The sequence below is a fragment of the Paractinoplanes maris genome (genome assembly GCF_023544465.1).
Taxonomy (GTDB): Bacteria; Actinomycetota; Actinomycetes; order Mycobacteriales; family Micromonosporaceae; genus Actinoplanes; species Actinoplanes maris.
This window is the reverse complement of record NZ_JALPVL010000016.1, coordinates 250,997-272,503: the sequence shown is the minus strand read 5'-3', so window position 1 is coordinate 272,503 and position 21,507 is coordinate 250,997. Positions and strand designations below refer to the sequence as shown.

Below are 21,507 nucleotides of genomic sequence, written 5' to 3'. Positions count from 1 at the left end.
GAGGAATCCCCATGAGTGACGTGCCATCGGGCGTTCGCCGGCCGGACGACGCCTATGCCGTCGACGTGCCGATCGCGGCCGACTACCCGACGCAGACCTACCCGGCCGACACCTACGCGACCGAGACGTACGGCAGTCAGCCGTCCTCCGGTTCGGACGGTGGCGCCAAGGAGAAGGCCAAGGAGGTCGCGGCCCAGACCGGTCAGGCCTCCAAGGAGGCGGCTGCCGATGTCAAGGACACCGCCAAGGAGCAGGCCGCCCGCGTCGGCCAGGAGGCCAAGGCGCAGGTGGGCAACCTCGCCTCGGAGGTGAAGGGCCGGGTCAGCGACCAGGCGCGCAGCCAGAACGACAAGCTGGTGAGCCAGATCCGCAGCACCGCCGACCAGCTCGACGAGATGCGCGGCGACCGCGGTGACTCCCCGGCCTCGGCCGTGGTCACCCGGGTCGCCGAGGGTGGCCGTCAGCTCGCCGACTACCTCGACCGCAACGGCCCCGACGGCGTGCTGCGCGAGGTGCAGGACTTCGCCCGTCGCCGTCCCGGCGCGTTCCTGGCCACGGCGCTGGCCGCGGGCTTCGTCGTCGGCCGGCTGGGCAAGGTCGTGGCCAAGGCCGACCCGGACGCGGGCGAGACCGTGAAGCCGAGCAGCGACTCCTTCGTCTCGCGCCCGGACACCACGGGTTACGCGACCACCGGCACCACCGGTTACTCCACCACCGGCACCACCGCCCCGACGTACGCCGCCGGCGCGACCACCACCACGCCGGACTACGCCGCCGGCACCACCGGCACCGAGTACGCCACCGGCCCCGGCTACGCCAGCAGCACCGAGTACTCCTCCACCGGCACCGGTACGCCGGTCGTGCGTGAGGAGTACGTGGTCGAGAGCCCGGAGCGGCCGCGATGACCGCACCCAACCGCCACGAGCGGATCGACACCGAAGAGGTGTCCGAGACCTCGGTCGGCGAAATGATCGGCAACATCAGCAACGACCTCTCGCAGCTGTTCCGCCAGGAGGTCGAGCTGGCCAAGGTGGAGCTCAAGCAGGAGGCCGCCAAGGCCGGCAAGGCCGGCGGCATGCTCGGCGGCGCCGCGTTCGCCGCCTACCTGGCCGTCGTGCTGCTCAGCTTCGCCCTGGTGTTCGCCCTCGACGCGGTCATGCCCATGGGCTGGGCGGCGCTCATCGTCGCCGTCCTGTGGGCCGCGATCGGCGGCGTTCTCTACGTGATCGGCAAGAACAAGCTCAAGACCGTCGACCCCATGCCGCGCCGCACCGTCGACACGCTCAAGGAGGACGCCCAATGGCTGAAGAACCCGACCGGCTGAGGCAGCAGATCGAGAACACCCGGGCGTCGCTCACCCGCGACGTCGACCTGCTGGCCGAGAAGACGAGTCCGTCCAAGGTCGCGCAGCGGCGCTGGACGTCGGTGAAGGAGAAAGTGATGGGCACGAGCTCTTCGGTGGGCTCCACAGTGAGCGACAAGGCCTCCTCGGCCGGCAGCTCGATCAGCGGCACCGCGTCGTCGGTGGGCAGCTCGATCAGCGACACCGCGTCGTCCGTGGGCAGCACCGTCAGTGACAAGGCGTCGCAGGTGAGCGATGTCGCCGGGGAGAAGGCGCACCAGGCGGCCGACGCCGTGCGCAGCGCTCCGCAGGCGGTCACCGCGCAGACGCAGGGCAACCCGCTGGCCGCCGGCATCATCGCCTTCGGCGTGGGCCTGCTGGCCTCGACCCTGATCCCGGTGACCGACGTCGAGAAGCGCGCCGGGGCCCAGATCAAGGAGAACAGCGGCGAGCTGACCGAGAAGGTCAAGGATGTCGCGACCGAGATGAAGGACGACCTCGCGGGCTCCGCGCAGGAGGCTGTCGGCCAGGTCAAGCAGACCGCGCAGGAGGCCGTGCAGACGACCAAGGACACCGCGCAGTCCAACGCGCAGGACGTCAAGGAGCAGGCCAAGTCGGCCGCTTCCTGATTCCCCCGCACGTCGCCGAGCCGGGCCCCGTCGAGGGGACCGGCTCGGACGCGTTTGTGGCGGTTCAGGCGGGGAAGCTCCATCGGTATGAAATTCGGATACAAGCTGGCCGCGGAGGCCTTCGGACCCAAGGAACTGATCCGCCAGGCGATCCGCGCCGAGCAGGCCGGATTCGACTTCGTGGAGATCAGCGACCACTACCACCCGTGGCTCGACGTGCAGGGGCACTCGCCGTTCGCGTGGAACGTGCTGAGCGCGATCGCCGTGCAGACCGACCGGCTCGGCCTGGCCACCGGCGTGACCTGCCCGACCGTGCGCTACCACCCGGCGATCATCGCCCAGGCCGCGGCGACGCTGGCGATCATCTCGGACGACCGGTTCACGCTCGGCATCGGGGCCGGCGAGCGGCTCAACGAGCACGTCGTCGGGCAGGGCTTCCCCAGCGTGCGGGGCCGGCACGAGCGGCTCGTGGAGGCGCTCGACATCATCAACCTGCTCTGGCAGGGCGGCTACCAGTCGTACGAGGGAAAGCACTTGCAGTTGGAGGACGCGCAGGTGTTCGACCTGCCGTCGAAGCTGCCGGTGATCGCTGTCGCCGCCGGCGGAAAGCAGGCGGCCGAGCTGGCCGCGACCCACGGCACCGGCCTGTTCGCCACCGAGCCCCGGGCCGACCTGGTCGAGACGTTCGCCGGGGCCGGCGGATCGGGCCCGAAATACGCCGAGGCCTCGGTGGCCTGGGCCCCCTCGAAGGAGGCGGCCGTCAAGGCGGCGCACGAGACCACGCGGTGGGCGGTGACCGGCTGGAAGGTGATGTCCGAGCTGCCCAACCCGGTCAACTTCGAGGCCGCGTCGGCGACTGTCCGGCCCGAGGACATCGCCGAGCAGTTCGCGGTCGGCCCCGACCCGGAGCCGTACGTGAAGATGGTCGGCGAGTACAAGGACGCGGGCTACGACCACATCGTGCTGATGAACGCCGGCCCCGACCCGGACGGTTTCCTCGACTTCTATGCCAAGGAACTGAAGGGTCACCTGTAAGGGAGGCTTGTACCGCGGTGGGCGGGGTATAGGCGATCTTCGTGACTCTGACCCCCGAGATCTACGGCACCGAGATCGAGACCGACGAGGTGACCGTGGTGGTCGCCACCCGTAACCGGGCCGGCCGGCTGCTCGAGACCTTCCCGCACCACCGCGCCCGCACGATCCTGGTCGACAACGCCTCGGACGAGCCGCAGCCGCTGTTCCCGGGTGTCGATGTCGTGCAGCTGGCGGAGAACCGTGGGGCGGCGGCGCGCAACGTGGGCGTCGAACGGGCGCGGACCCCGTTCGTGGCCTTCGCGGACGACGACTCCTATTGGACGCCCGGGTCGCTGGCCCGGGCGGCCGAGCTCCTGCACGAGCACCCGCGCGCAGCCCTGCTCGCGGCGAAGGTGCTGGTGGGGGCGGACCAGCGGGTCGACCCGGTGTCGGCCGAGATGGCGGCTTCGCCGTTGGGTACGCCGGTCGGCGCGGCCGGGCCGTCGGTGCTCGGCTTCCTCGCCTGCTCGATCATCGTGCGGCGCGACGCGTTCCTGGCCGCCGGTGGCTTCGAGCCGCGGCTGTTCGTCTATGGCGAGGAAGCGCTCCTGGCCATGGATCTGGCCGCGGCGGGGCACGAGCTCTCGTACGTTGACGAGCTGGTCGTGCGGCATTTTCCGCAACCCGCCGGCCGCGACAACGGGGCCCGCGCCCGCACCGAGGCACGCAACCGCGTACTGACGGCGATGCTGCGCCGGCCACCGGCGGTTGCCGCCCGGACCGTGGCCGCGACCGCCCGCCGGAATCCACTCGGGACGGCCGACGCGCTGCGCCAGGCCGGCTGGGTGCGGCGGCACCGCCGGATGCTGCCGCCGCAGATCGAGAACGACCTGCGGCGGCTCGGTCAGTGACTCACCAGCCGGTCGGCGGGGCCTCGATGTGCACCGCCTTCACCGCCGTCATCTCGTCGAGCAGCTCGGGGCCGTAGCCGAAGCCTTGGCCGCTGCCGCCCCTCGGATGCGCGGCCCCGCCCGGCGCCCCGCCGAAGACGGCGTTGACCTTGACGGTGCCGGCCGGCAGCCGGCGCCAGGCCCGCTGGGCGTTGCTCATCGACGGGGTCAGGACCGTCGCCGCCAGCCCGTACGGCGAGTCGGCGGCCCGGTCCAGAGCCTCGTCGAACGAGTCCACGGTGACCACCGGCGCGACCGGACCGAACGTCTCCTCGCGCACCACCGCCATGTCGTCGGTGCAATCGGCCAGCACGGTCGGCGGGTAGTACGAGCCCGCCCCGGCCGGCGCGTCGCCGCCCCGCAGCACCCGGGCGCCCGCCTTGACGGCCTGCTGCACCTGCTCGTCGACCGCGTCCCGCATCCGCTTGTCGACCATCGGGCCGATCTGCGCGGCCCAGGTGTCCGCCTCGTCGGCCAGCGCGGCCACGAACGCGTCGGCCACGTCCCGGTGGACATAGATGCGCTCGACGGCGACGCAGATCTGCCCGGAGTTGACGAACGAGCCGACCGCGGCCTGCGACGCCGCCCAGGCCGGGTCGACCCCGGCGTCCACGATCAGCGGGTCACTGCCGCCGTTCTCGAGCAGGGCCTTGGCGCCGGTACGGGCGCAGGCCGCGGCGATCGAGCGGCCGGTCGCGGTCGAGCCCACCTGGGCCACCACGTCGACCGGTGCCGCGGCCAGGGCGGCCCCGACCTGGCCGTCGCCGTTGAGCAGGTTGAGCACGCCCGCCGGGAAGTGCGGGGCCAGCAGCTGGGTCAGGCGCCAGCCGGTGGCCGGCGTCCGCTCGCTCGGCTTGTAGACGACGGTGTTGCCGGTGACCAGGGCCGCACCGAGCAACCCGCAGGACACCGCGACCGGGTCGTTCCACGGCGTGATCACCGCGACCACCCCGCGCGGGCCGTAGGCCATCAGGTCGATCGCCTCGTTGTCGCCGGCCAGCGCGCGCCCGCGGTGGGTCGGGCCCAGCTCGGCGTACTGCCGCAGCGTGCCCACCCCGGCCAGGATCGACTCCTTCGACCCGTCGACCGGCTTGCCCATCTCGGCGGTCATGATTTCGGCGAGCTCACCGGCCGCGTTCTCCACCGCCGTCGCGGCCGCGTGCAGAGCCGCCGCGCGGGCCGCCGGCGCGGTCGCCGCCCATGCGGCGGAGGCGTCCCGGGCGGACCGCACGGCCGCGTCCACATCGGGTTCGCCGGAGATACGCACTTCGGTCACGGGGGTGTCGTCCGAGGGGTTGAGAACGGTCATCGTGCGGCCCGAATTGCCCGGGTTCCAGGCACCGGCCACATATTGCTCCACGTCGTACATGCCCCGCCGTTTGCCCTCCGGCAATCACCTCAAACGCTTATCAGTGCAGGTCAGCCCGGCGAAATTTTTATTTGCAGGAAGTCAACGATCTTGGGAGTAAGCGGGTGATCCCCGGGTATCCGGCGCGCCATGCGAATCCTGGGAATCAATGCGATCTTCCATGATCCGGCTGCCGCGCTGATCGTCGACGGTCAGGTGGTGGCCGCAGCCGAGGAGGAGCGGTTCAGCCGCCGCAAGCACGGCAAGCGCCCGGTGCCGTTCGCCGCCTGGGAGCTGCCCGAGCTGGCCGCCGCCTGGTGCCTCGACGAAGCCGGTCTGCGCCCGGGCGACCTCGACGCGGTCGCCTACTCCTTCGACCCCGGCCTGTGCCGGGACGCGGCCGACCTGGGGCTCAACGACCCCTGGGACCACCTGCGGGTCGACTACGCCCGCCGGGCGCCGCAGTTTCTCGCCGCGGCCCTGCCCGGGCTCGACCCCGAGCAGGTCCGCTTCGTCCCGCACCACGTCGCGCACGCCGCCTCGGCCGGTCTGTCGGTGCCCGAGGACAGCGCGGTGCTCGTGCTCGACGGGCGCGGCGAGGTCGCCAGCCACCTGGCCGGCGCCTACCGCGGTGGCGAGCTCGAGGTGCTCAAGAGCCAGGAGCTACCGCACTCGCTCGGTCTGCTCTATGAGGACCTGACGCGCCACCTGGGCTTCCTGCACTCGAGCGACGAGTACAAGGTGATGGCGCTCGCGTCGTACGGGAAGCCGAAGTTCCTGAGCCTGCTGCGCGAGCTGGTGCGGCCCACCGAGGACGGTGGCTTCACGATCGAGCGGATCGACTGGGACGCCCTGGCCAAGGCGCGGACGGCCGACGGCGAGATGACCGAGGCGCACGCCGACCTGGCCTCCAGCGTTCAGGTACGCCTCGAGGAGGTGCTGCTCGACCTGGCCCGCTGGACCTTCGAGGCGTCCGGCGGCACCCTGCGGACGCTGACGATGGCCGGCGGGACCGCGCTCAACTGCGTGGCCAACGCGCGCATCGCCGCCGAGGGCCCGTTCGAGCGGGTCTGGGTGCAGCCGGCCGCCGGGGACTCCGGCACGGCGCTGGGTGCCGCGCTGGCCGTACAGGGAAAGAACGTGCCGTTCGGGAGCGCCGCACTGGGCCGGGGCTGGACCGACGACGAACTCGAAGCGGAGCTGAAGCGGGCCGCGCTGCCCTACACCCGCCCCGACTCGATCGCCGCCGAGGCCGCCCGGGTCCTCGCGGACAACGGCATCGTCGCCTGGTATCAGGGGCGCAGCGAATACGGCCCGCGCGCGCTGGGTCACCGCTCACTGCTCGCGCACCCCGGCGACCAGGACACCCAGACCCGGATGAACAACGTCAAGGGCCGTGAGCAGTTCCGCCCGATCGCGCCGATGGTGCGGGCCGAGCGGTTCGCCGACATCTTCGACGGTGTCTATCCGAGCCCGTACATGCTCTTCGTGCACACGGTGAAAGCGGAGTGGAAGGACCGCATCCCGGCGGTCACCCACATTGACGGCACCGCCCGCGTGCAGACCGTCCACACCGAGACCGAGCCGCTGGTGGCCGAGATGCTGGCCGAGTTCGAGCAGCTCACCGGTCTGCCGGTGGTGGTCAACACGTCGCTCAACACGGCCGGGCGGCCCATGGTGGACACCCCGCGCGAGGCGATGGAGCTGTTCGGCTCGGCACCGGTCGACCTGCTGGCGATCGGCCCGTTCGCGGTGCACCGGGCGAAGGCGTTCGGGGCGTGACCGCGTCCGTCGTCGTGCCGACGCTCGGCCGGCCGAGCCTGGGCACCCTGCTGGACGCGATCGCGCCGGGGGTGGCCAAGCACGGCTTCGAGCTGCTGATCGTCGACGACCGTCCCGAGCCCCACGAGCCGCTCGACGTCGAGGCCACTGTCCTGCCCGGACCGGCGCGCGGGCCGGCGGCCGCCCGCAACGTGGGCTGGCGGGCCGCCAAGCACGACTGGGTGGCGTTCCTGGACGACGACGTGCTGCCCGACGACGACTGGGCCGACCGGCTGGCCGGCGATCTGGCCGCGGCCGACGACCGGGTCGGCGGCGTGCAGGGTGTGCTGCGGGTGCCGCTGCCGGCCGACCGGCGGCCGACCGACTGGGAGCGGGTGACCGCCGGGCTGGCCGACGGCGCCTGGATCACCGCCGACATGGCCTACCGCCGGGACGCGCTCGAGCGCTGCGGCGGCTTCGACGAGAGGTTGCCGCGGGCCTTCCGCGAGGATGCGGAGCTGGCCCATCGCGTACGCCGGGCGGGCTGGACCCTGCGCCGGGGCCACCGCCGGGTCACCCACCCGGTGCGCCCGGAAAGCCCCTGGGTCAGCGTCCGCACCCAGCGCGGCAACGCCGACGACGCCCTGCTCCGCCGCCTTTACGGCCCGGCCTGGCGCGAGCGTCTGGAGATCCCGCCCGGCCGCCGCCCGCGGCACCTGGCGATCACCGCCGCCGGCCTGACCGCGCTCGCCGCCGCGGCCGCCCGCCGGCCCGGACTGGCCGCGCTGGCCGGCCTGGCCTGGGCGGCCGGCACCGCCGAGTTCGCCGCCGCCCGCATCGTGCCCGGCCCGCGCGACGCCCGCGAGGTGAGCACCATGCTGGTCACCAGCGCGGTCATCCCGCCGGTGGCGACCTATCACTACCTGCGCGGCTGGTGGCGGTGGCGCGACCGTGGCTGAGCTCTACGACGCTGTGCTGTTCGACCGGGACGGCACGCTGATCGTCGACGTGCCCTACAACGGCGACCCCGAGCTGGTCGAGGTGATGCCGGGGGCCCGCGAGGCGCTCGACCGGCTGCGCGCGGCCGGGCTGCGGATCGGGGTCGTGACCAACCAGTCCGGCCTGGCCCGGGGTCGTTTCACCGCGGAACAGCTCGACGCGGTCAACGGGCGCGTCGAGGAACTGCTGGGACCGTTCGACGACTGGCAGATCTGCCCGCACGACGACACCGCCGGCTGCCGCTGCCGCAAACCCGCCCCCGGCATGGTCCGGGCGGCCGCCGAGGCCCTGCGGACCACCCCGGCCCGCTGCGTCCTGGTCGGGGACATCGGCCGCGACATCGAAGCGGCCCAGGGCGCCGGCGCGGCCGCGATCCTGGTGCCCACCCCGATCACCCGGCCCGCCGAGGTCGCCGCCGCGCCCGCGGTCGCGGCCACCATCGTGGACGCCGCCGATCTGATCCTGCGCCGCGAAGAACTGGTGACCCCCGCACCGCGATCCACGTCGGCCGGGACGGTCCTCGTCGTCCGGTCCGACTCGGCCGGGGACGTGCTGGTCACCGGGCCCGCCATCCGCGCGGTGGCGGCCGGCGCCGAGCGGGTGATCATGCTGTGCGGCCCGCGCGGGCGGTCGGCGGCCGAGCTGCTGCCCGGCGTCGACGAGATCATCGAGTGGCCGCTGCCGTGGATCGACGCGCAACCCGCGCCGGTCGACCCGGCCGGCCTGACCGCGCTCACCGAGCTGCTGCGGACCCGGGCCATCGACGAGGCGGTCGTCTTCACCTCGTTCCACCAGTCGGCGCTGCCGCTCGCGCTGCTCCTGCGGATGGCCGGCGTCGACCGGATCACCGCGATCAGCGAGGACTACCCCGGTTCCCTGCTCGACGTGCGCCACCGCGGCGTACCGGTCGGCCTGCCCGAGCCCGAGCGGGCCCGCAGCGTCGCCGCGGCCGCGGGTTTCGCCCTGCCGCCGGGCGACGACGGCCGCCTGCGGGTGACCGCGGCCGCCCGCGGGAACGGCGAGTACGTCGTGGTCCACCCCGGCGCGAGCTGCGAGGCCCGCTCCTGCCCGCCGGAGACGATGCGCCGGATCGTCGCCGCGCTGGCCGGGGCCGGTCACCGGGTCCTGGTCACCGGCGGCCCCGAGGAGCGCCACCTGGCCGCCTACGTCTCGGGAACCGCCGGCGAGCAGGTCGGCCGGACCACCATGGCCGAGCTGGCCACGATCCTCGCCGCCGCCAAGGCCCTGGTCGTGGCCAACACCGGGCCGGCCCACCTGGCCGCCGCGGTGGGCACCCCGGTCATCAGCCTGTACGCCCCCACCGTCCCGTACGGCCAGTGGGGTCCCTACCGCGTGCCGAACGCCCGCCTCGGCGACGCCGCCGCCCCCTGCCGGGACACCCGCGCCACGACCTGCCCGGTCGACGGTCACCCCTGCCTGTCCGCCATCGAGCCGGCCGAGGTGGTCGCCGCCGTCGCGCGGCTCGCCGCTCCCGCCGAGATTGCCGAGAACGCCGCGTGAACATCCTGCTCTGGCATGTGCACGGCTCCTGGACCACGTCGTTCGTCCAGGGCAAGCACCGCTACCTGATCCCCGTCAACGACGCCCGGGACGCCTTCGGGCGGGGCCGGGCGCAGACCTTCGACTGGCCCGCCACGGCCGAGGAACTGCCGCTCGAGCAGATCCGGGACGTGGACGTGGCCATCGTGCAGCGCCCGGAGGAGCTCGAGCTCGTCCCGAAGGGCGTGCCGGTGATCTACGTCGAGCACAACACGCCCAAGGGTGACGTGCCGACCAGCCGGCACCCGATGGCCGACCGGGACGACCTGGTCATCGCCCACGTCACCGACTTCAACGACCTGTTCTGGGACACCGGGGCGACCCGGACGACGGTCATCGAGCACGGCATCGTCGAGCCCCGGGCGCGCTGGACGGGCGAGCTCGGCCGCTTCGCCGTGGTCACCAACGAGCCCGTACGCCGGCAGCGGGTGACCGGCACCGACCTGTTCCCGCGCTTCGCCGCCGCCGCCCCGCTGGACGTCTTCGGCATGGGCGTCGAGGGGCTCCGCAGCGAGCGGATCACCCCGTACGACGACCCCCCGCAACACGAGATGCACCAGCTCGTCGCCCAGCGCCGGGTCTACCTGCACCTGTGCCGCTGGACCTCGCTCGGGCTCAGCCTGATCGAGGCCATGCAGATGGGCATGCCGGTCATCGGCCTGGCCACCACCGAGGCCGTGGTGGCGGTGCCGCCCGACGCCGGGGTGCTCGACACCCGCGTCTCCACACTCGTCGAGGCCGCGCACTGGCTGCTGGAGGACGACGCCGCGGCCGTGAGCCTCGGCGCCCGGGCCCGCCAGGTCGCCCTCGCCCGCTACGGGCTGGACCGGTTCCTCGCGGACTGGGACCGGCTGCTCGAGGAGGAAACATGCGCATCGCGATGATCTCGGAACACGCCAGCCCGCTGGCCGCGCTGGGCGGCATCGACGCGGGTGGTCAGAACTCGCACGTCGCCGAGCTGGCCGGGGCGCTGGCCGCGGCCGGGCACGAGGTGCGGGTCTACACCCGCCGGGACGGTGCGGCGCTGCCCGACGTGGTGCCGATGGGCGACCGGATCGACGTCGTCCACGTGCCCGCCGGACCGGCCGAGGTGCTGGGAAAAGACGAGCTGCTGCCCTACATGGGAGCCTTCGCCGACTTCCTGGCCCAGCAGTGGCGCACCGAGTGGCGCCCGGATGTCGCGCACGCGCACTTCTGGATGAGCGGGCTGGCCGCGGTCACCGCCGGCCGCCGCTGCGACGTGCCGGTGCTGCAGACCTACCACGCGCTGGGCTCGGTCAAGCGCCGTCACCAGGGCTCGGCCGACACCAGCCCGGCGCGCCGCATCGCCTACGAGCGCGAGCTGGGCCGGGCCGTCGACCGGGTGATCGTGCAGTGCCAGGACGAGGTGCACGAGCTGCTCAAGCTGGGTGTGCCCCGCTCGCAGATGACGCTGGTGCCCTCGGGCGTCAACGTCGAGCGGTTCAGCCCCGGCGGCCCGGCCGTGCCTCGCGACTCGCGGCGCACCCGCATCCTGACCGTGGCCCGGCTGGTCGAGCGCAAGGGCGTGGAGGATCTGATCCGCGCCCTGCCGGCCGTGCCGCGGGCCGAGCTGGTCGTCGTGGGTGGCCCGCCCGAGGGTGATCTGGCCCATGACCCGTACGCCCGGAAGCTGCGCCGCCTCGCCGAGGCGTGCCAGGTGGACGGTCGCGTGGTGCTGGCCGGGGCGGTGCCGTCGCACGAGATGGCGCAGTGGTATCGCTCGGCCGACCTCCTGGCCGCCACCCCCTGGTACGAGCCGTTCGGCCTCACCGCCCTGGAGGCCATGGCCTGCGGTGTCCCGGTCGTCGCGACCGAGGTCGGCGGCCTGGCCGACACCGTGGTCGACGGCATCACCGGCGACCTCGTGCCCCCGCGCGACCCGGCCCAGCTCGGCGCCGCGCTGCGCCGGCTCGTCGGCGACGAGGTGCGCCGCCTGTCCTACGCCGCGGCCGCCGTCGACCGCGCCCTTCACTCCTACGCCTGGCCCCGCATCGCCGACCGGCTCGCCCAGGTCTACGCGAGCGTGGCCGGGGTCGCCACCGAACCCACCCGGGAGGCAGTCGCCTGATGGACCACGATCTCACCCCCACCGACGACCACCTGACCGCGCTGGCCGCGGCGATAGTCCCCTTCCGGGCCGCGTCCGGCAAGCTCGCCCGCTGGGGTGCCGACCTGGCCTGGCACCTCGGGCAGGGCGGCCGCCTGCTGGTGGCCGGCAACGGCGGCAGCGCGGCCGAGGCCCAGCACCTGGCGGCCGAGCTGGTCGGCCGGCTGCGCGACGAGCGGCGGCCGCTGTCGGCGATCGCGCTCACCCCGGACTCGTCGGCGGTCACCGCGATCGGCAACGACTACGGCTTCGACGAGATCTTCGCCCGCCAGGTGCGCGCCCACGGGCGCCCGGGCGACGTGCTGCTGACCCTGTCGACCAGCGGGCGCAGCCCCAACCTGCTCGCCGCCGTGCGGGCGGCGAAGGAGTGCGGCGTCCGCACCTGGGCCCTGACCGGACCGGACGGCCCACTGGCCGACGCCTCGGACGACGCGCTGCGCTGCCCGTCGCCGGAGAGCCAGGTCGTGCAGGAGCTGCACCTGGTCGCGGTCCACCTGATGTGCGAATACCTCGACCGGGAGCTGCCCGCGGTGCTCGGAGGGCACCGCGAGGCCCCTTTCGCCGACTTCAAGGTGGAGGTCGCCGTATGAGGCTCGTGATCGTGGGCGACACGCTGCTCGACAAGGACGTGCAGGGCAGCGTCCGGCGGGTGGCCCCGGACGCCCCGGCCCCGGTGCTCGACGAGGAACACGTCCGGGAACGTCCGGGCGGGGCGGGCCTGGCCGCCCTGCTGGCCGCGCAGTCCGGTCAGGAGGTCGCGCTGGTCACCGCGCTGGCCGACGACGCGGGCGGCCACCGGCTGAGTGAGCTGCTGGCCGAGGCGGGCGTGAAGGTCTACGCGCTGCCGTTGCCGGGCGCGACCCCCGAGAAGGTGCGGCTGCGCGCCGGAGACCACGTGCTGCTGCGCCTCGACCGGGGTGGCGAGCCGCAGGCCCCCGGCGACGCGCCCGCGGCCGTCCTCGACCTGCTCCGCGAGGCCGCGGCCGTCCTGGTCAGCGACTACGGGCGGGGCGTGGCCCGGCATCCGGAGCTGCGCCGGGCGCTCGGCGAGACCAAGGCCCCGATCGTCTGGGACCCGCACCCCAACGGCCCGTCGCCGGTGCCGACCGTCCGCCTGGTCACGCCGAACCTGGCCGAGGTGCGCAAGCTCTCCGGTGACGCCGGCGGGGGCTCCATGCTGGCCGCCGCCCAGCGCGGCGGGCAGGCCATGCGGCAGCACTGGCGGGCCGGGGCGGTCGTCGTCACCTGCGGCGCCGACGGTGCGGTGCTGTGCCACTCGGGCACGACGCCGCTGGTCGTGCCCGCCCCTTCGGTCGGGGACGGCGACACGTGCGGGGCCGGCGACCGGTTCGCCGCCACCGCCGCGCTCGCCCTGGCCGAAGGTGCCCTGGTCAGTGAGGCCGTGCAACAGGCGGTCGCGGCCGCCTCGTCGTACGTCTCGTCGGGCGGGGTGACCGCGGCGCTGGCCCCGGCCGCTCCGGCCGAGACCAGCCACGAGCGGATCGGCGCCGACGACGCCGGTCGCCTGGTCGCCGAGGTGCACGCCCGGGGCGGCACGGTGGTGGCCACCGGCGGCTGCTTCGACCTGCTCCACGTCGGCCACCTGGCCACCCTGCGGGCCGCCCGCAAGCTCGGCGACTGCCTGATCGTCTGTCTCAACAGCGACGACTCGGTCCGCGGGCTCAAGGGCCCGGAGCGCCCGCTCAACCCGCAGAACGACCGCGCGCGTCTGCTGGCCGCCCTCGACTGCGTGGACGCGGTCGTCGTCTTCGAGGAGTCGACCCCCGAGGCCGTGCTGACCTGGCTGCGCCCGGACGTCTGGGTCAAGGGCGGCGACTACGACTCCGTCCCCGAGTCGGACCTCGTCGAGAGCTGGGGCGGCCAGACCGTCTTCGTGCCCTATCTCGACGGCCGTTCGACCACCAACACCATCGCCGCGGCCCAGGCCGCCCCCACCCGGAGGTAGAACCACCATGGACGCAGTGATTGTCACCGGCGGCTCCAGCGGCCTCGGCGCCGCCGTCGTCGACGCGGTCGTCAAGGCCGGCGGCCGCCCGTTCGTCATCGACCGGCAGGCCCCGGCCGACGGTGTCGCCTGGATCGAGTGCGACCTGGCCGACACCCGTGCCGCCGAGGCGGCCACCCGGCAGGCCATCGAGCAGGCCGGTGGCAGCATCGACGGCGTCGTCACGGCGGCCGGCATGGACGTGCCGGGCGCGCTGGCCGACATCCCGGGCGACACCTGGGACAAGATCGTCACCATCGACCTGCTCTCCACGGCGGCCGTGATCCGCGCGGCCATCCCGGCCCTGAAGGAGTCGCACGGCGGGGTCGTCACCGTCGCGTCGACGCTCGGCATCAAGGCGGTCAGCGACGCCACCGCCTACTGCGCGGCCAAGTTCGGCGTGGTCGGCTTCACCCGGGCGCTCTCGGCCGAGCTGGCCGGGCAGGTCAACGTCACCCTGGTCATCCCCGGGGGCATGCGCACGAAGTTCTTCGACGACCGCGACGAGCAGTACAAGCCGGGGCCGGACGCCATCCTCAACGACCCGGCCCACGTCGCCTCGGCGATCATGTTCGCGCTCGGTCAGCCGCGCGGCTGCGCCGTCCGGGAGCTCGTCATCGCCGCCGAGCAGGAGAGCTCGTACCCGTGATCCTCGTCCTGCGCGCGCTCGGCGTGGGAGATCTGCTCACCGCGGTGCCCGCCCTGCGCGGGCTCCGCGGTGCTTTTCCCGAGCGGGAGCTCGCGCTGGCCGCGCCGGCCTGGCTGACGCCGCTGATCGAACTGATCGGCGGCGTCGACCGCGTCGTGCCCGTCTCGTCCCTCGAGCCGGACGTGTCCGGCGCGCCGCTGCCGCCCGCGGAGATCGCGGTCAACCTGCACGGCAGCGGGCCCCAGTCGCATCGTCTGCTGCAAGCCACGCAGCCGGCCAAGCTGTGGGCGTTTGCCAGCGCCGAGGCTGGGCATCTCGACGGCCCGACCTGGACCGCAGAGGAGCACGAGGTGCATCGATGGTGCCGGCTCGTCCGTCACTACGGCGTCGCCGCCGACGAGACGGACCTTCAGCTCACCACGCCGCCGGCCGCTCCCGCCGGGGCGACCATCATCCATCCGGGCGCCAAGTCGCCCTCGCGCCGGTGGCCGGCCGACCGCTATGCGGCCGTCGCCCGGCAGTTGCGCTCGGCGGGTCACCGCGTGCTGATCACCGGCTCGGCCGCGGAGCGGGACCTGGCCGTACGGGTGGCCGAGCGGGCCGGCCTGGGCGGGGAGGCCGTGCCGGACACCGATCTGGGCGAGCTCGCCGCGCTGGTCGCCCGGGCCCGGCTCGTGATCAGCGGGGACACCGGCATCGCCCATCTGGCCACGGCCTACCGGACGCCGTCGGTGGTCCTGTTCGGGCCGATGTCGCCGCGGCGCTGGGGACCGCCGGCCCGCCCCGAGCACCGGACCATCTGGCACGGCACCCGCAGCGAACCGGGCGACAGCATGGAACCCGGGGTGCACCCGGCGCTGCTGGCCATCGAGCCCGGTGAGGTGATCGATGCGGCTTCGGCGTTCTGACCTGAGCAAGCCCGGATACGGTCGGCGGCGGGCGGGCAAGGGCTTCAGCTACCGCGACACCGACGGCTCGGCGCTCGAGGACGCGGACGCGATCGAGCGGATCAGGAAGCTGGTCATCCCGCCCGCGTGGAAGGACGTGTGGATCTCGCCCGACCCGCGCGGGCACATCCAGGCCACCGGCATCGACGCGGCCGGGCGCAAGCAGTACCGCTACCACGACGAGTGGCGCACGGCCCGGGACGAGGCGAAGTTCGACCACGCGCTGGAAGTGGCCGAGCGCCTGCCGAAGATCCGCGAGAAGCTGTGCGGCGACCTCACCGACGAGCGCGGGCTGACCCAGGCCCGGGTGCTGGCCGCGGTCGTGCGGCTGCTCGACATGGGCATGTTCCGCATCGGCAGCGACCAGTACGCCGTACGGGAAGACGACCCCTCCTTCGGGCTCTCCACCCTGCGGCCCGAGCATGTACGCACCAAGGGCGCCTGCGTCCTGCTCGAGTTCACCGGCAAGTCGGGCGTGCAGCACTCCGGCACGGTCGGCGACGGCGAGGTCTGCCAGGTCCTGAAGGACCTCAAGCGCCGCCGTCGGGGCGAGCCGAGGCTCTTCGCCTACTACGACCGGTCGACCCGCCGCTGGCACGAGATCCGGGCCGACATGATCAACGAGTACCTCCGTGAGATCAGCGGCGAGCAGATGACGGCCAAGGATTTCCGTACGTGGCACGGCACGGTCAAAGCAGCCGAGGCGCTGGCCGAAGCCGGCCCCCAGCCGACCGAGGCGAAACGCAAGAAGGCCGTGTCGCACGCGATGAAAGAGGTCGCCGAGCTGCTCGGGAACACGCCGACGGTGGCCCGGGCGTCCTACGTCGACCCGCGCGTCATCCAGGCCTACGAGGAGGGCGAACTCGTCGAGGAGCCCGACGAGAAGGCCGTCCGCGAGCTGCTGACGGATTGATCATCGCGTGCGGGGCGGGCGCCCCGGTGGGAGCATCATCGACATGACCGTCATCGCCACCCTCACCGTCGAACGACCGTCGGGCCACTGGATCGACCGGGCCCGGGCCTACCAGATCGTGGTCGACGGCGCGGTCAAGGGCGTCGTCCGGTGCGGGCGGGAACTGTCGCTGGCCCTGCCCCCCGGCCCGCACACCGTGCGCGCCCGCCTCGACTGGACCGGCAGCGACGACGTGCCGGTCCACCTCGGACCGGGCGCGACCGTCCGGCTGCGGGTAGAACCACGCGGCACCCGGCACGCCGTGGGACGGCGCTATCTGCGGCTCACCCGGGTCGCTTGACCGGCTGTTTTTGGGGTAAGCCAGCGTCATGACCGACCGGGTGATGGTATTTGCCCCCGCGCCGATCCTGACCGTGACGATCGAACAGCAGGCCGAACCCGAGCTTCACGTCCACCCCGGTGGGCAGGGAGTCTGGCAGGCCCGCATGATCGCCGCTCTGGAGGTGCCCGTGACCCTGTGCGTGGCGCTGGGCGGGGAAGCGGGCTCGCTGATCGAGACGCTGCTGAGCGCCGAGGGGTTCGACGTCCGCACGGTGCCCCTGCCTTCGGCGAGCGGGTGGTATGTGCACGACCGCCGCGAGGGCGAACGGGAATCGGTGGCCGAGCATCCCGGCGAGCCGTTGAAGAGGCACGACCTCGACGAGCTGCACAACATCGCGCTGACCGAAGGGTTGCGGTCGCGGGTGGCTCTGCTGAGCGGGCCGCACGCGCCGTCGGTGGTGACGGCGGCGGTGTACCAGCGGCTGGCGGCGGACCTGACGGCCAACGGGGTGCGGGTGGTGGCCGACCTGTCGGGGGACTATCTGACGGCCGTACTCGAAGGTGGGGTCTCGTTCGTCAAGGTGAGCCACGAGGAACTGCTGGACGACGGGCTGGCCGAGGACGACAGTGTCGAGTCGTTGCTGGCGGCGGGGCGCAAGCTGCGCGGGATGGGCGTCGACGGGGTGCTGATCAGCCGGGCCGGGGACGCGGCGCTGGCCCTCTACGACGACAACGAGTGCGAGATCCACCCGCCTCCGCTGACCGTGAACGAGCACCGCGGGGCCGGCGACTCGATGACCGCCGGAGTGGCGTCGGTGCTGGCCCGCGGTGGTCCGATGGAGGAAGCGCTGCGGACCGGCTCGGCCGCCGGGGCGCTCAACGTGACCCGGCACGGACTGGGCACCGGACGGGCCGAGGCGGTGCGCGAGCTGATGAGCCGGGTGCGGATCGAGGCCCGATGACCAGGGTCCTGGTCACCAACGACGACGGGGTGTCGGCGCCCGGCATCCTCGCCCTGGCCTCGGCCCTGGCCGCCGACCACGACGTGGTGGTGGCCGCGCCGGGGGACGAGGCGAGCGGGATGAGCGCGGCCCTGACCGCGGTCGTGTCGGACGGCCAGATCGTGATCGAGCCGTACGCCATGCCGCGGATCACGGCGTACGGGGTGGCAGCCTCCCCGGCCTACATCGTGGTGCTGGCGTCGCTGGGCGTCTTCGGTCCACCGCCGGACATCGTGGTGTCCGGGATCAACCGCGGCGCGAACGCGGGGCGGGCGGTCCTGCACTCGGCCACGGTGGGGGCGGCGCTGACGGCGGCCAACTACGGCATGCGGGCCATGGCAGTGTCACTCGACGTGCTCACCACCGAGTCGTCCGGGTCGGCGGCCTCCGGTGGTAACGCGATCGTGGTCCCGTCGGACGACGTACTGCACTGGCGAACGGCCGCGTCGGTCGCGTCGGACCTGATGGAAGCGGTGGTCTCGGCGCCGGCGGGGACGGTGCTCAACGTGAACGTGCCGGACACCGAGCCGATGCCGGAGGTGCGGGAGGCGTCGCTGGCGTCGTTCGGGCAGGCTTCGATCGCGGTGGCCGAGGCGGGCGAGGGCTTCGTCCGGACGACGATCGAACGCAGCGGGGAGAAGCTGGCGCCGGGGAGTGACCTGGCGCTGCTGGCCGAGGGGTTCGCCACGGTCACCGCGCTGCGGCCACCGGCGGCGGTCGGCGGGTTGCGCATCCCGGAGCAGCGGGCGGCGCCAAGCGGCTCCGAGCGGCGGTCCGGGTTGGTTTGATCGGCGGGTGTTCGGTCGCGGATCACGTGGCTACGGAGCCGGCCAGGGTGGGTAGCTGCTGCGCGGGAGCCGGCGAGCGTGCTTCCCGTAGCGGAATCAGCGCGGCGACCGCGACCGCCAGCACCAGGCGGGACTCGCTGAACGGCAACGTCGCCACCGCGGTCACCGGCAGGAGCATGACGGCCAGGATTGTGGCCGGCCACGCGGCTCGCGCCCACCGCGGGCCCGCGACCGGCAGCAGGGCGGCGAGGACCAGCCAGATCTGGTGATGGGTCCAGGAGACCGGACTCAGGACCACGCTCGCGGCGCCGACGACGATCGCGGCCGACAGCCAGTCCGACCGGCGCGCCAGGCGGACGGCCCGGATGAGCGCCACCGCCGCGATCGTGCCGCCGATGGCCACGACCAGGGTTGAGCGCGCTTCGGCGGCGATCCCCAGGCGCAGGAGGGCGCCGTTGAGGGACTGGTTTCCCACGCCCTCGATGTGGCCCAGGCGGTCCGGCTGGAAGACCTTGTCGGTCCAGTACGTCCAGGAGTCGCCGGGCAGGATGGCCGCGCCGATCAGGGCGCATGCGGCGAAGCTGGCGGCGGACACGGCGGCGGCGATCCTGCGGCCGGCCAGCCACAACAGTGGGATGAAGATCAACGGGGTCAGTTTGACCGCGGCGGCCAGGCCGATCAGGGCGCCGTGCCAGGGCGTACGCCGCAGGGCCAGCAGATCGGCGAGCACCAGCGCGGCCAGGAACAGGCTCACCTGCCCGTATTTGACGTCCGACGAGACCGGCGCCGACAAAATCAGCGCCAGAGCCGCGATTGCCGTTCGCAGTCTTGTGCCGGTCAGCCGTGCGGCGGCCCAGCGGTTCGGCCACGGAGCTGTCGTGGAGGTAGTCGGGGAGGTCGACCGAGCTGTCGTGGAGGCAGTCAGGGAGGCCGGCGTTGTCGCGGTGGTGGTCGCCGTTGACCGAGCTGTCGTGGAGGCAGTCAGGGAGGCCGGCGTTGTCGCGGCGGTGGTCGGGGAGGTCGGCGGAGCTGTCGTGGAGGCAGTCAGGGAGGCCGGCGCTGTCGCGGTGGCCGTCGGGGACGTCGGCGGCGCTGTCGTGGAGGCAGTTGGGGAGGTCGATGAAGCTGTCGCGGAAAGCGGTGGGGTGGTCGACGGCTGTCGCGGGTGGTGGTGATGGGTGGCCAGGGTGGCCAGGCCGAGGACGGTGGCCAGCGTGGCGAGCGTCCAGAGGACCTGCACTGTGCCGACGGGCAGCCAGGTGAGCGGCGTGAACAGCAGCGCCGCGAAGGGTGGATAGGTGAAGGGCGCGGCGCCCCGGGTGAAGTCGTAGAGGCCGGCGCCGTCGGCCAGGCCGGAGACTGCGCCGAGGTAGACCGAGAGGTCGGTCAGGCGTGTCTCGGCGGGCTTCCAGAAGGCTGATGCCGCCGTGGCCAGGGCGGCTGTTCCGGCGAGAACCCATATCCATCGCTTACCCATAGTCGAAACGCTACATAGGGTGTGAGCTGTAGGGGAAGGGTCGTGGCGCGTTTGTTATGCGGTGGGGGAGGCGGAGTGGGCGGTGGCCCGCATGGCCAGGACGGCCGTGAGCAGGGCGACGGCGCCGAGGCCGAGCGGGTGCTCGACAAAGCCGAAGCCGAACGCCGTCGTGTTGTCGATCATTCGCTGTAGGACGACGTCCGCGTCGGCACCGGCGGCGGGCAGCAGCGGGGCCACGGCCAGTGCGGCCAGCGCACCAGTCAACCCGGCGACGGTCTCACGCGCGGCGGGGCTGAGGCGGCGTCCCGGCGCGGCGGCGGGCGGATGCTCAGTGCTAGACGCGGCGGCGGGCAAGGTCTCGTTGTGCGCCAGGGCGGCAGCCAGGGTCTCGTTGTGCGGGCCGGCGGCGGCCAAGGTTTCGGCGGTCCGCGCGGCAGCGGGCTGGGTCTCGGAGTGCGGCGCGGCGGCGAGCACCGTTTCCATGGTCCGCGCGGGAGCGGGTGGGGTTTCGATGCGTGCCCCGGCGGTCCTGGGGCGGCGGAGGGCCGGGGCGAGCAGGAAGGCTGTGCACAGCAGGAGCGGGCCGGCTGAGACCGCGGCGTTGGCCAGCAGGATGTCTGAGGCGTGGAAGGCGGGCGCGGACGCTTGGAGGGCGCCGAACGTTGCCGTCCCGTCGTTGAAGAGGGGGCCGAACGCCACGGTGCCGCCGGGGAGCAGGGCGAGGGGGAACCAGGCCGGGGCGGTCCAGGCGGGGACGCCCAGCGCCGCCGCGGCGTGGGCCGAGCCGGCCATGGTGGCCAGATGCAGCGTGACCAGTCCGCCGGACACGGTGGCCCATCGGGTCGTCCGGCGCAGCGCGACAGTCATGCCCACCGCCCAGACCGCCACCGCGGGGGCGATGTCGGCGGCGCCCATGAAGGGCATCACCGGCGTGGGGTTGCCGGCGAACAGGAACGCGAAGAGCGCGAGCCCGACCAGGGTGACCGAGCCGCGGATCCGCCGGCCGATCGCGATCACGCCGGCCACGGCCAGCAGCAGCAGGGCCGGCGCGAAGGCGTCGGAGCCCCGCGCCGCATTGGTCGCGACCGCGGCGACCAGCGTGATGCCCGCGGCGACCGCGGCCGCGCGCCCGGCTGTGCCCGCGCGCTCCGGCCAGGACGGCTCGTCGACGGCCGGGGAGATCGCCAGTGAGCCGGCGAAAGCCAGTTTCCGGTACGCGCGCCGGGGGCCGGTGATGGCGGCCAGCTCGGCCAGCCACTCATCGCGTACGGCTGCGGCCAGGTCGTCCGGCCAGCGCCGGGCCGTGGCCCGGACCAGCAGGCGGGTCAGCCGGTCGATCGGAGCCATCACGCCTCCTGCGCCCGGCCGACCGGGCCGGTGGCGCGGGACATCTGCTGACCCATGAGGGCGACCTCACGCCGGGCGGCCACCGCACCGTCGGCGGTGAGCACGTAGTAACGGCGGCTGGGCCGGCCCTCGGCGGCCGGATCGATCTGCTCCCAGCGCGACTCGACCCAGCCGGCCCGCTCCAGCCGGGCCAGGATCGGATAGAGGGTGCCACTGGGCAGGCCGGTCTCCTGCATCAGCTCGAGCCCGTATCGCTGCGCCCCGGGCTCGGCCAGCAGCCCAGCCAGCACCTTCAGCACCGACGCCGTGATCCGTGGCCCACCCATGT

General features: G+C 73.5%; 22 protein-coding genes. 18 read left to right on the top strand and 4 right to left on the bottom strand.

Going from position 1 to position 21,507, the window contains the following annotated elements; translation table 11 throughout:
- Nucleotides 1-11 precede the first annotated feature (11 nt).
- The 5 genes from NAG42_RS39335 to NAG42_RS39315 all read left to right on the top strand — a co-directional run bounded on the left by NAG42_RS39335 (nt 12) and on the right by NAG42_RS39315 (nt 3,896).
- Nucleotides 12-905, top strand: coding sequence for a hypothetical protein (locus tag NAG42_RS39335; RefSeq protein ID WP_250037510.1), 894 nt, complete (start codon nt 12-14; stop codon nt 903-905).
- Nucleotides 902-1,324, top strand: coding sequence for a phage holin family protein (locus NAG42_RS39330; RefSeq protein ID WP_250037509.1), 423 nt, complete (start codon nt 902-904; stop codon nt 1,322-1,324). Before NAG42_RS39335 ends, NAG42_RS39330 begins: the two co-directional genes overlap by 4 nt.
- On the top strand, nt 1,300-1,971 hold the full coding sequence (locus NAG42_RS39325; RefSeq protein WP_250037508.1) for a DUF3618 domain-containing protein: 672 nt from the start codon (nt 1,300-1,302) through the stop codon (nt 1,969-1,971). The genes NAG42_RS39330 and NAG42_RS39325 overlap by 25 nt, the downstream gene beginning before the upstream one ends.
- Nucleotides 1,972-2,058: 87 nt before the next feature.
- Nucleotides 2,059-3,006, top strand: coding sequence for a TIGR03557 family F420-dependent LLM class oxidoreductase (locus NAG42_RS39320; RefSeq protein WP_250037507.1), 948 nt, complete (start codon nt 2,059-2,061; stop codon nt 3,004-3,006).
- Nucleotides 3,007-3,047: 41 nt separating this feature from the next.
- Nucleotides 3,048-3,896, top strand: a complete 849-nt coding sequence (locus NAG42_RS39315) for a glycosyltransferase family 2 protein (RefSeq protein WP_250037506.1) — start codon at nt 3,048-3,050, stop codon at nt 3,894-3,896.
- Nucleotide 3,897: 1 nt separating this feature from the next.
- On the opposite strand, the gene NAG42_RS39310 is transcribed toward NAG42_RS39315, so the two are convergent.
- Nucleotides 3,898-5,304 carry an aldehyde dehydrogenase family protein gene (locus tag NAG42_RS39310; protein ID WP_250037505.1) on the bottom strand — a complete coding sequence of 469 codons (1,407 nt, stop codon included), beginning with the start codon at nt 5,302-5,304 and terminating at the stop codon, nt 3,898-3,900.
- Nucleotides 5,305-5,433: 129 nt separating this feature from the next.
- Between NAG42_RS39310 and NAG42_RS39295 the strand changes: the two genes are divergently transcribed.
- Genes NAG42_RS39295 through surE form a run of 13 tightly spaced genes read left to right on the top strand, consistent with a single transcriptional unit; the run spans nt 5,434 to nt 18,355 of the window.
- Nucleotides 5,434-7,065, top strand: a complete 1,632-nt coding sequence (locus NAG42_RS39295; protein WP_284046509.1) for a carbamoyltransferase family protein — start codon at nt 5,434-5,436, stop codon at nt 7,063-7,065.
- Nucleotides 7,062-8,003, top strand: a complete 942-nt coding sequence (locus NAG42_RS39290; protein WP_250037504.1) for a glycosyltransferase family 2 protein — start codon at nt 7,062-7,064, stop codon at nt 8,001-8,003. The genes NAG42_RS39295 and NAG42_RS39290 overlap by 4 nt, the downstream gene beginning before the upstream one ends.
- Nucleotides 7,996-9,564 (top strand): HAD-IIIA family hydrolase, encoded by a 1,569-nt coding sequence (locus NAG42_RS39285; protein ID WP_250037503.1) that lies wholly within the window; start codon nt 7,996-7,998, stop codon nt 9,562-9,564. The genes NAG42_RS39290 and NAG42_RS39285 overlap by 8 nt, the downstream gene beginning before the upstream one ends.
- On the top strand, nt 9,561-10,487 hold the full coding sequence (locus NAG42_RS39280) for a glycosyltransferase (protein WP_250037502.1): 927 nt from the start codon (nt 9,561-9,563) through the stop codon (nt 10,485-10,487). Before NAG42_RS39285 ends, NAG42_RS39280 begins: the two co-directional genes overlap by 4 nt.
- Complete coding sequence (locus tag NAG42_RS39275) at nt 10,472-11,692, top strand: glycosyltransferase (protein WP_250037501.1); 1,221 nt, start codon at nt 10,472-10,474, stop codon at nt 11,690-11,692. The genes NAG42_RS39280 and NAG42_RS39275 overlap by 16 nt, the downstream gene beginning before the upstream one ends.
- A complete protein-coding gene (locus NAG42_RS39270) occupies nt 11,692-12,321 on the top strand; it encodes a D-sedoheptulose-7-phosphate isomerase (protein WP_250037500.1) in 630 nt (209 codons plus the stop codon). Before NAG42_RS39275 ends, NAG42_RS39270 begins: the two co-directional genes overlap by 1 nt.
- Nucleotides 12,318-13,697: a PfkB family carbohydrate kinase gene (locus NAG42_RS39265; RefSeq protein WP_250037498.1), complete on the top strand. Its 1,380-nt coding sequence runs from the start codon at nt 12,318-12,320 to the stop codon at nt 13,695-13,697. The genes NAG42_RS39270 and NAG42_RS39265 overlap by 4 nt, the downstream gene beginning before the upstream one ends.
- Nucleotides 13,698-13,704: 7 nt before the next feature.
- Nucleotides 13,705-14,385, top strand: coding sequence for an SDR family oxidoreductase (locus tag NAG42_RS39260; RefSeq protein ID WP_250037497.1), 681 nt, complete (start codon nt 13,705-13,707; stop codon nt 14,383-14,385).
- A complete protein-coding gene (locus tag NAG42_RS39255) occupies nt 14,382-15,293 on the top strand; it encodes a glycosyltransferase family 9 protein (RefSeq protein WP_250037496.1) in 912 nt (303 codons plus the stop codon). Before NAG42_RS39260 ends, NAG42_RS39255 begins: the two co-directional genes overlap by 4 nt.
- Nucleotides 15,274-16,245: a DNA topoisomerase IB gene (locus NAG42_RS39250; protein WP_250037495.1), complete on the top strand. Its 972-nt coding sequence runs from the start codon at nt 15,274-15,276 to the stop codon at nt 16,243-16,245. The genes NAG42_RS39255 and NAG42_RS39250 overlap by 20 nt, the downstream gene beginning before the upstream one ends.
- A gap of 43 nt (nt 16,246-16,288) precedes the next feature.
- Nucleotides 16,289-16,585, top strand: a complete 297-nt coding sequence (locus NAG42_RS39245) for a hypothetical protein (protein ID WP_250037494.1) — start codon at nt 16,289-16,291, stop codon at nt 16,583-16,585.
- A gap of 28 nt (nt 16,586-16,613) precedes the next feature.
- Nucleotides 16,614-17,528, top strand: coding sequence for a 1-phosphofructokinase family hexose kinase (locus tag NAG42_RS39240; protein ID WP_250037493.1), 915 nt, complete (start codon nt 16,614-16,616; stop codon nt 17,526-17,528).
- Nucleotides 17,525-18,355 (top strand): 5'/3'-nucleotidase SurE, encoded by an 831-nt coding sequence (gene surE, locus NAG42_RS39235; RefSeq protein WP_250037492.1) that lies wholly within the window; start codon nt 17,525-17,527, stop codon nt 18,353-18,355. Before NAG42_RS39240 ends, surE begins: the two co-directional genes overlap by 4 nt.
- A gap of 22 nt (nt 18,356-18,377) precedes the next feature.
- Here surE and NAG42_RS39230 read toward each other — a convergent pair whose 3' ends face one another.
- Genes NAG42_RS39230 through NAG42_RS39220 form a run of 3 tightly spaced genes read right to left on the bottom strand, consistent with a single transcriptional unit; the run spans nt 18,378 to nt 21,505 of the window.
- Entirely contained in the window at nt 18,378-19,832 is a 1,455-nt protein-coding gene (locus NAG42_RS39230) for a glycosyltransferase 87 family protein (RefSeq protein WP_250037491.1), read from the bottom strand.
- A 54-nt stretch (nt 19,833-19,886) separates the two neighbouring features.
- On the bottom strand, nt 19,887-21,179 hold the full coding sequence (locus tag NAG42_RS39225; protein ID WP_250037489.1) for a hypothetical protein: 1,293 nt from the start codon (nt 21,177-21,179) through the stop codon (nt 19,887-19,889).
- Nucleotides 21,179-21,505 (bottom strand): PadR family transcriptional regulator, encoded by a 327-nt coding sequence (locus NAG42_RS39220; RefSeq protein ID WP_250037488.1) that lies wholly within the window; start codon nt 21,503-21,505, stop codon nt 21,179-21,181. The genes NAG42_RS39225 and NAG42_RS39220 overlap by 1 nt, the downstream gene beginning before the upstream one ends.
- Nucleotides 21,506-21,507: the final 2 nt, after the last annotated feature.

What these genes read in the sequence shown, in the direction of transcription:
- NAG42_RS39335 (WP_250037510.1), top strand. Translation starts at nt 12, where the DNA reads ATGAGTGACGTGCCATCGGGCGTTCGCCGGCCGGACGACGCCTATGCC.
- NAG42_RS39330 (WP_250037509.1), top strand. Translation starts at nt 902, where the DNA reads ATGACCGCACCCAACCGCCACGAGCGGATCGACACCGAAGAGGTGTCC.
- NAG42_RS39325 (WP_250037508.1), top strand. Translation starts at nt 1,300, where the DNA reads ATGGCTGAAGAACCCGACCGGCTGAGGCAGCAGATCGAGAACACCCGG.
- NAG42_RS39320 (WP_250037507.1), top strand. Translation starts at nt 2,059, where the DNA reads ATGAAATTCGGATACAAGCTGGCCGCGGAGGCCTTCGGACCCAAGGAA.
- NAG42_RS39310 (WP_250037505.1), bottom strand. Translation starts at nt 5,304, where the DNA reads ATGTACGACGTGGAGCAATATGTGGCCGGTGCCTGGAACCCGGGCAAT.
- NAG42_RS39295 (WP_284046509.1), top strand. Translation starts at nt 5,434, where the DNA reads ATGCGAATCCTGGGAATCAATGCGATCTTCCATGATCCGGCTGCCGCG.
- NAG42_RS39275 (WP_250037501.1), top strand. Translation starts at nt 10,472, where the DNA reads ATGCGCATCGCGATGATCTCGGAACACGCCAGCCCGCTGGCCGCGCTG.
- NAG42_RS39270 (WP_250037500.1), top strand. Translation starts at nt 11,692, where the DNA reads ATGGACCACGATCTCACCCCCACCGACGACCACCTGACCGCGCTGGCC.
- NAG42_RS39265 (WP_250037498.1), top strand. Translation starts at nt 12,318, where the DNA reads ATGAGGCTCGTGATCGTGGGCGACACGCTGCTCGACAAGGACGTGCAG.
- NAG42_RS39260 (WP_250037497.1), top strand. Translation starts at nt 13,705, where the DNA reads ATGGACGCAGTGATTGTCACCGGCGGCTCCAGCGGCCTCGGCGCCGCC.
- NAG42_RS39250 (WP_250037495.1), top strand. Translation starts at nt 15,274, where the DNA reads ATGCGGCTTCGGCGTTCTGACCTGAGCAAGCCCGGATACGGTCGGCGG.
- NAG42_RS39245 (WP_250037494.1), top strand. Translation starts at nt 16,289, where the DNA reads ATGACCGTCATCGCCACCCTCACCGTCGAACGACCGTCGGGCCACTGG.
- NAG42_RS39240 (WP_250037493.1), top strand. Translation starts at nt 16,614, where the DNA reads ATGACCGACCGGGTGATGGTATTTGCCCCCGCGCCGATCCTGACCGTG.
- surE (WP_250037492.1), top strand. Translation starts at nt 17,525, where the DNA reads ATGACCAGGGTCCTGGTCACCAACGACGACGGGGTGTCGGCGCCCGGC.
- NAG42_RS39230 (WP_250037491.1), bottom strand. Translation starts at nt 19,832, where the DNA reads ATGGGTAAGCGATGGATATGGGTTCTCGCCGGAACAGCCGCCCTGGCC.
- NAG42_RS39225 (WP_250037489.1), bottom strand. Translation starts at nt 21,179, where the DNA reads ATGGCTCCGATCGACCGGCTGACCCGCCTGCTGGTCCGGGCCACGGCC.
- NAG42_RS39220 (WP_250037488.1), bottom strand. Translation starts at nt 21,505, where the DNA reads ATGGGTGGGCCACGGATCACGGCGTCGGTGCTGAAGGTGCTGGCTGGG.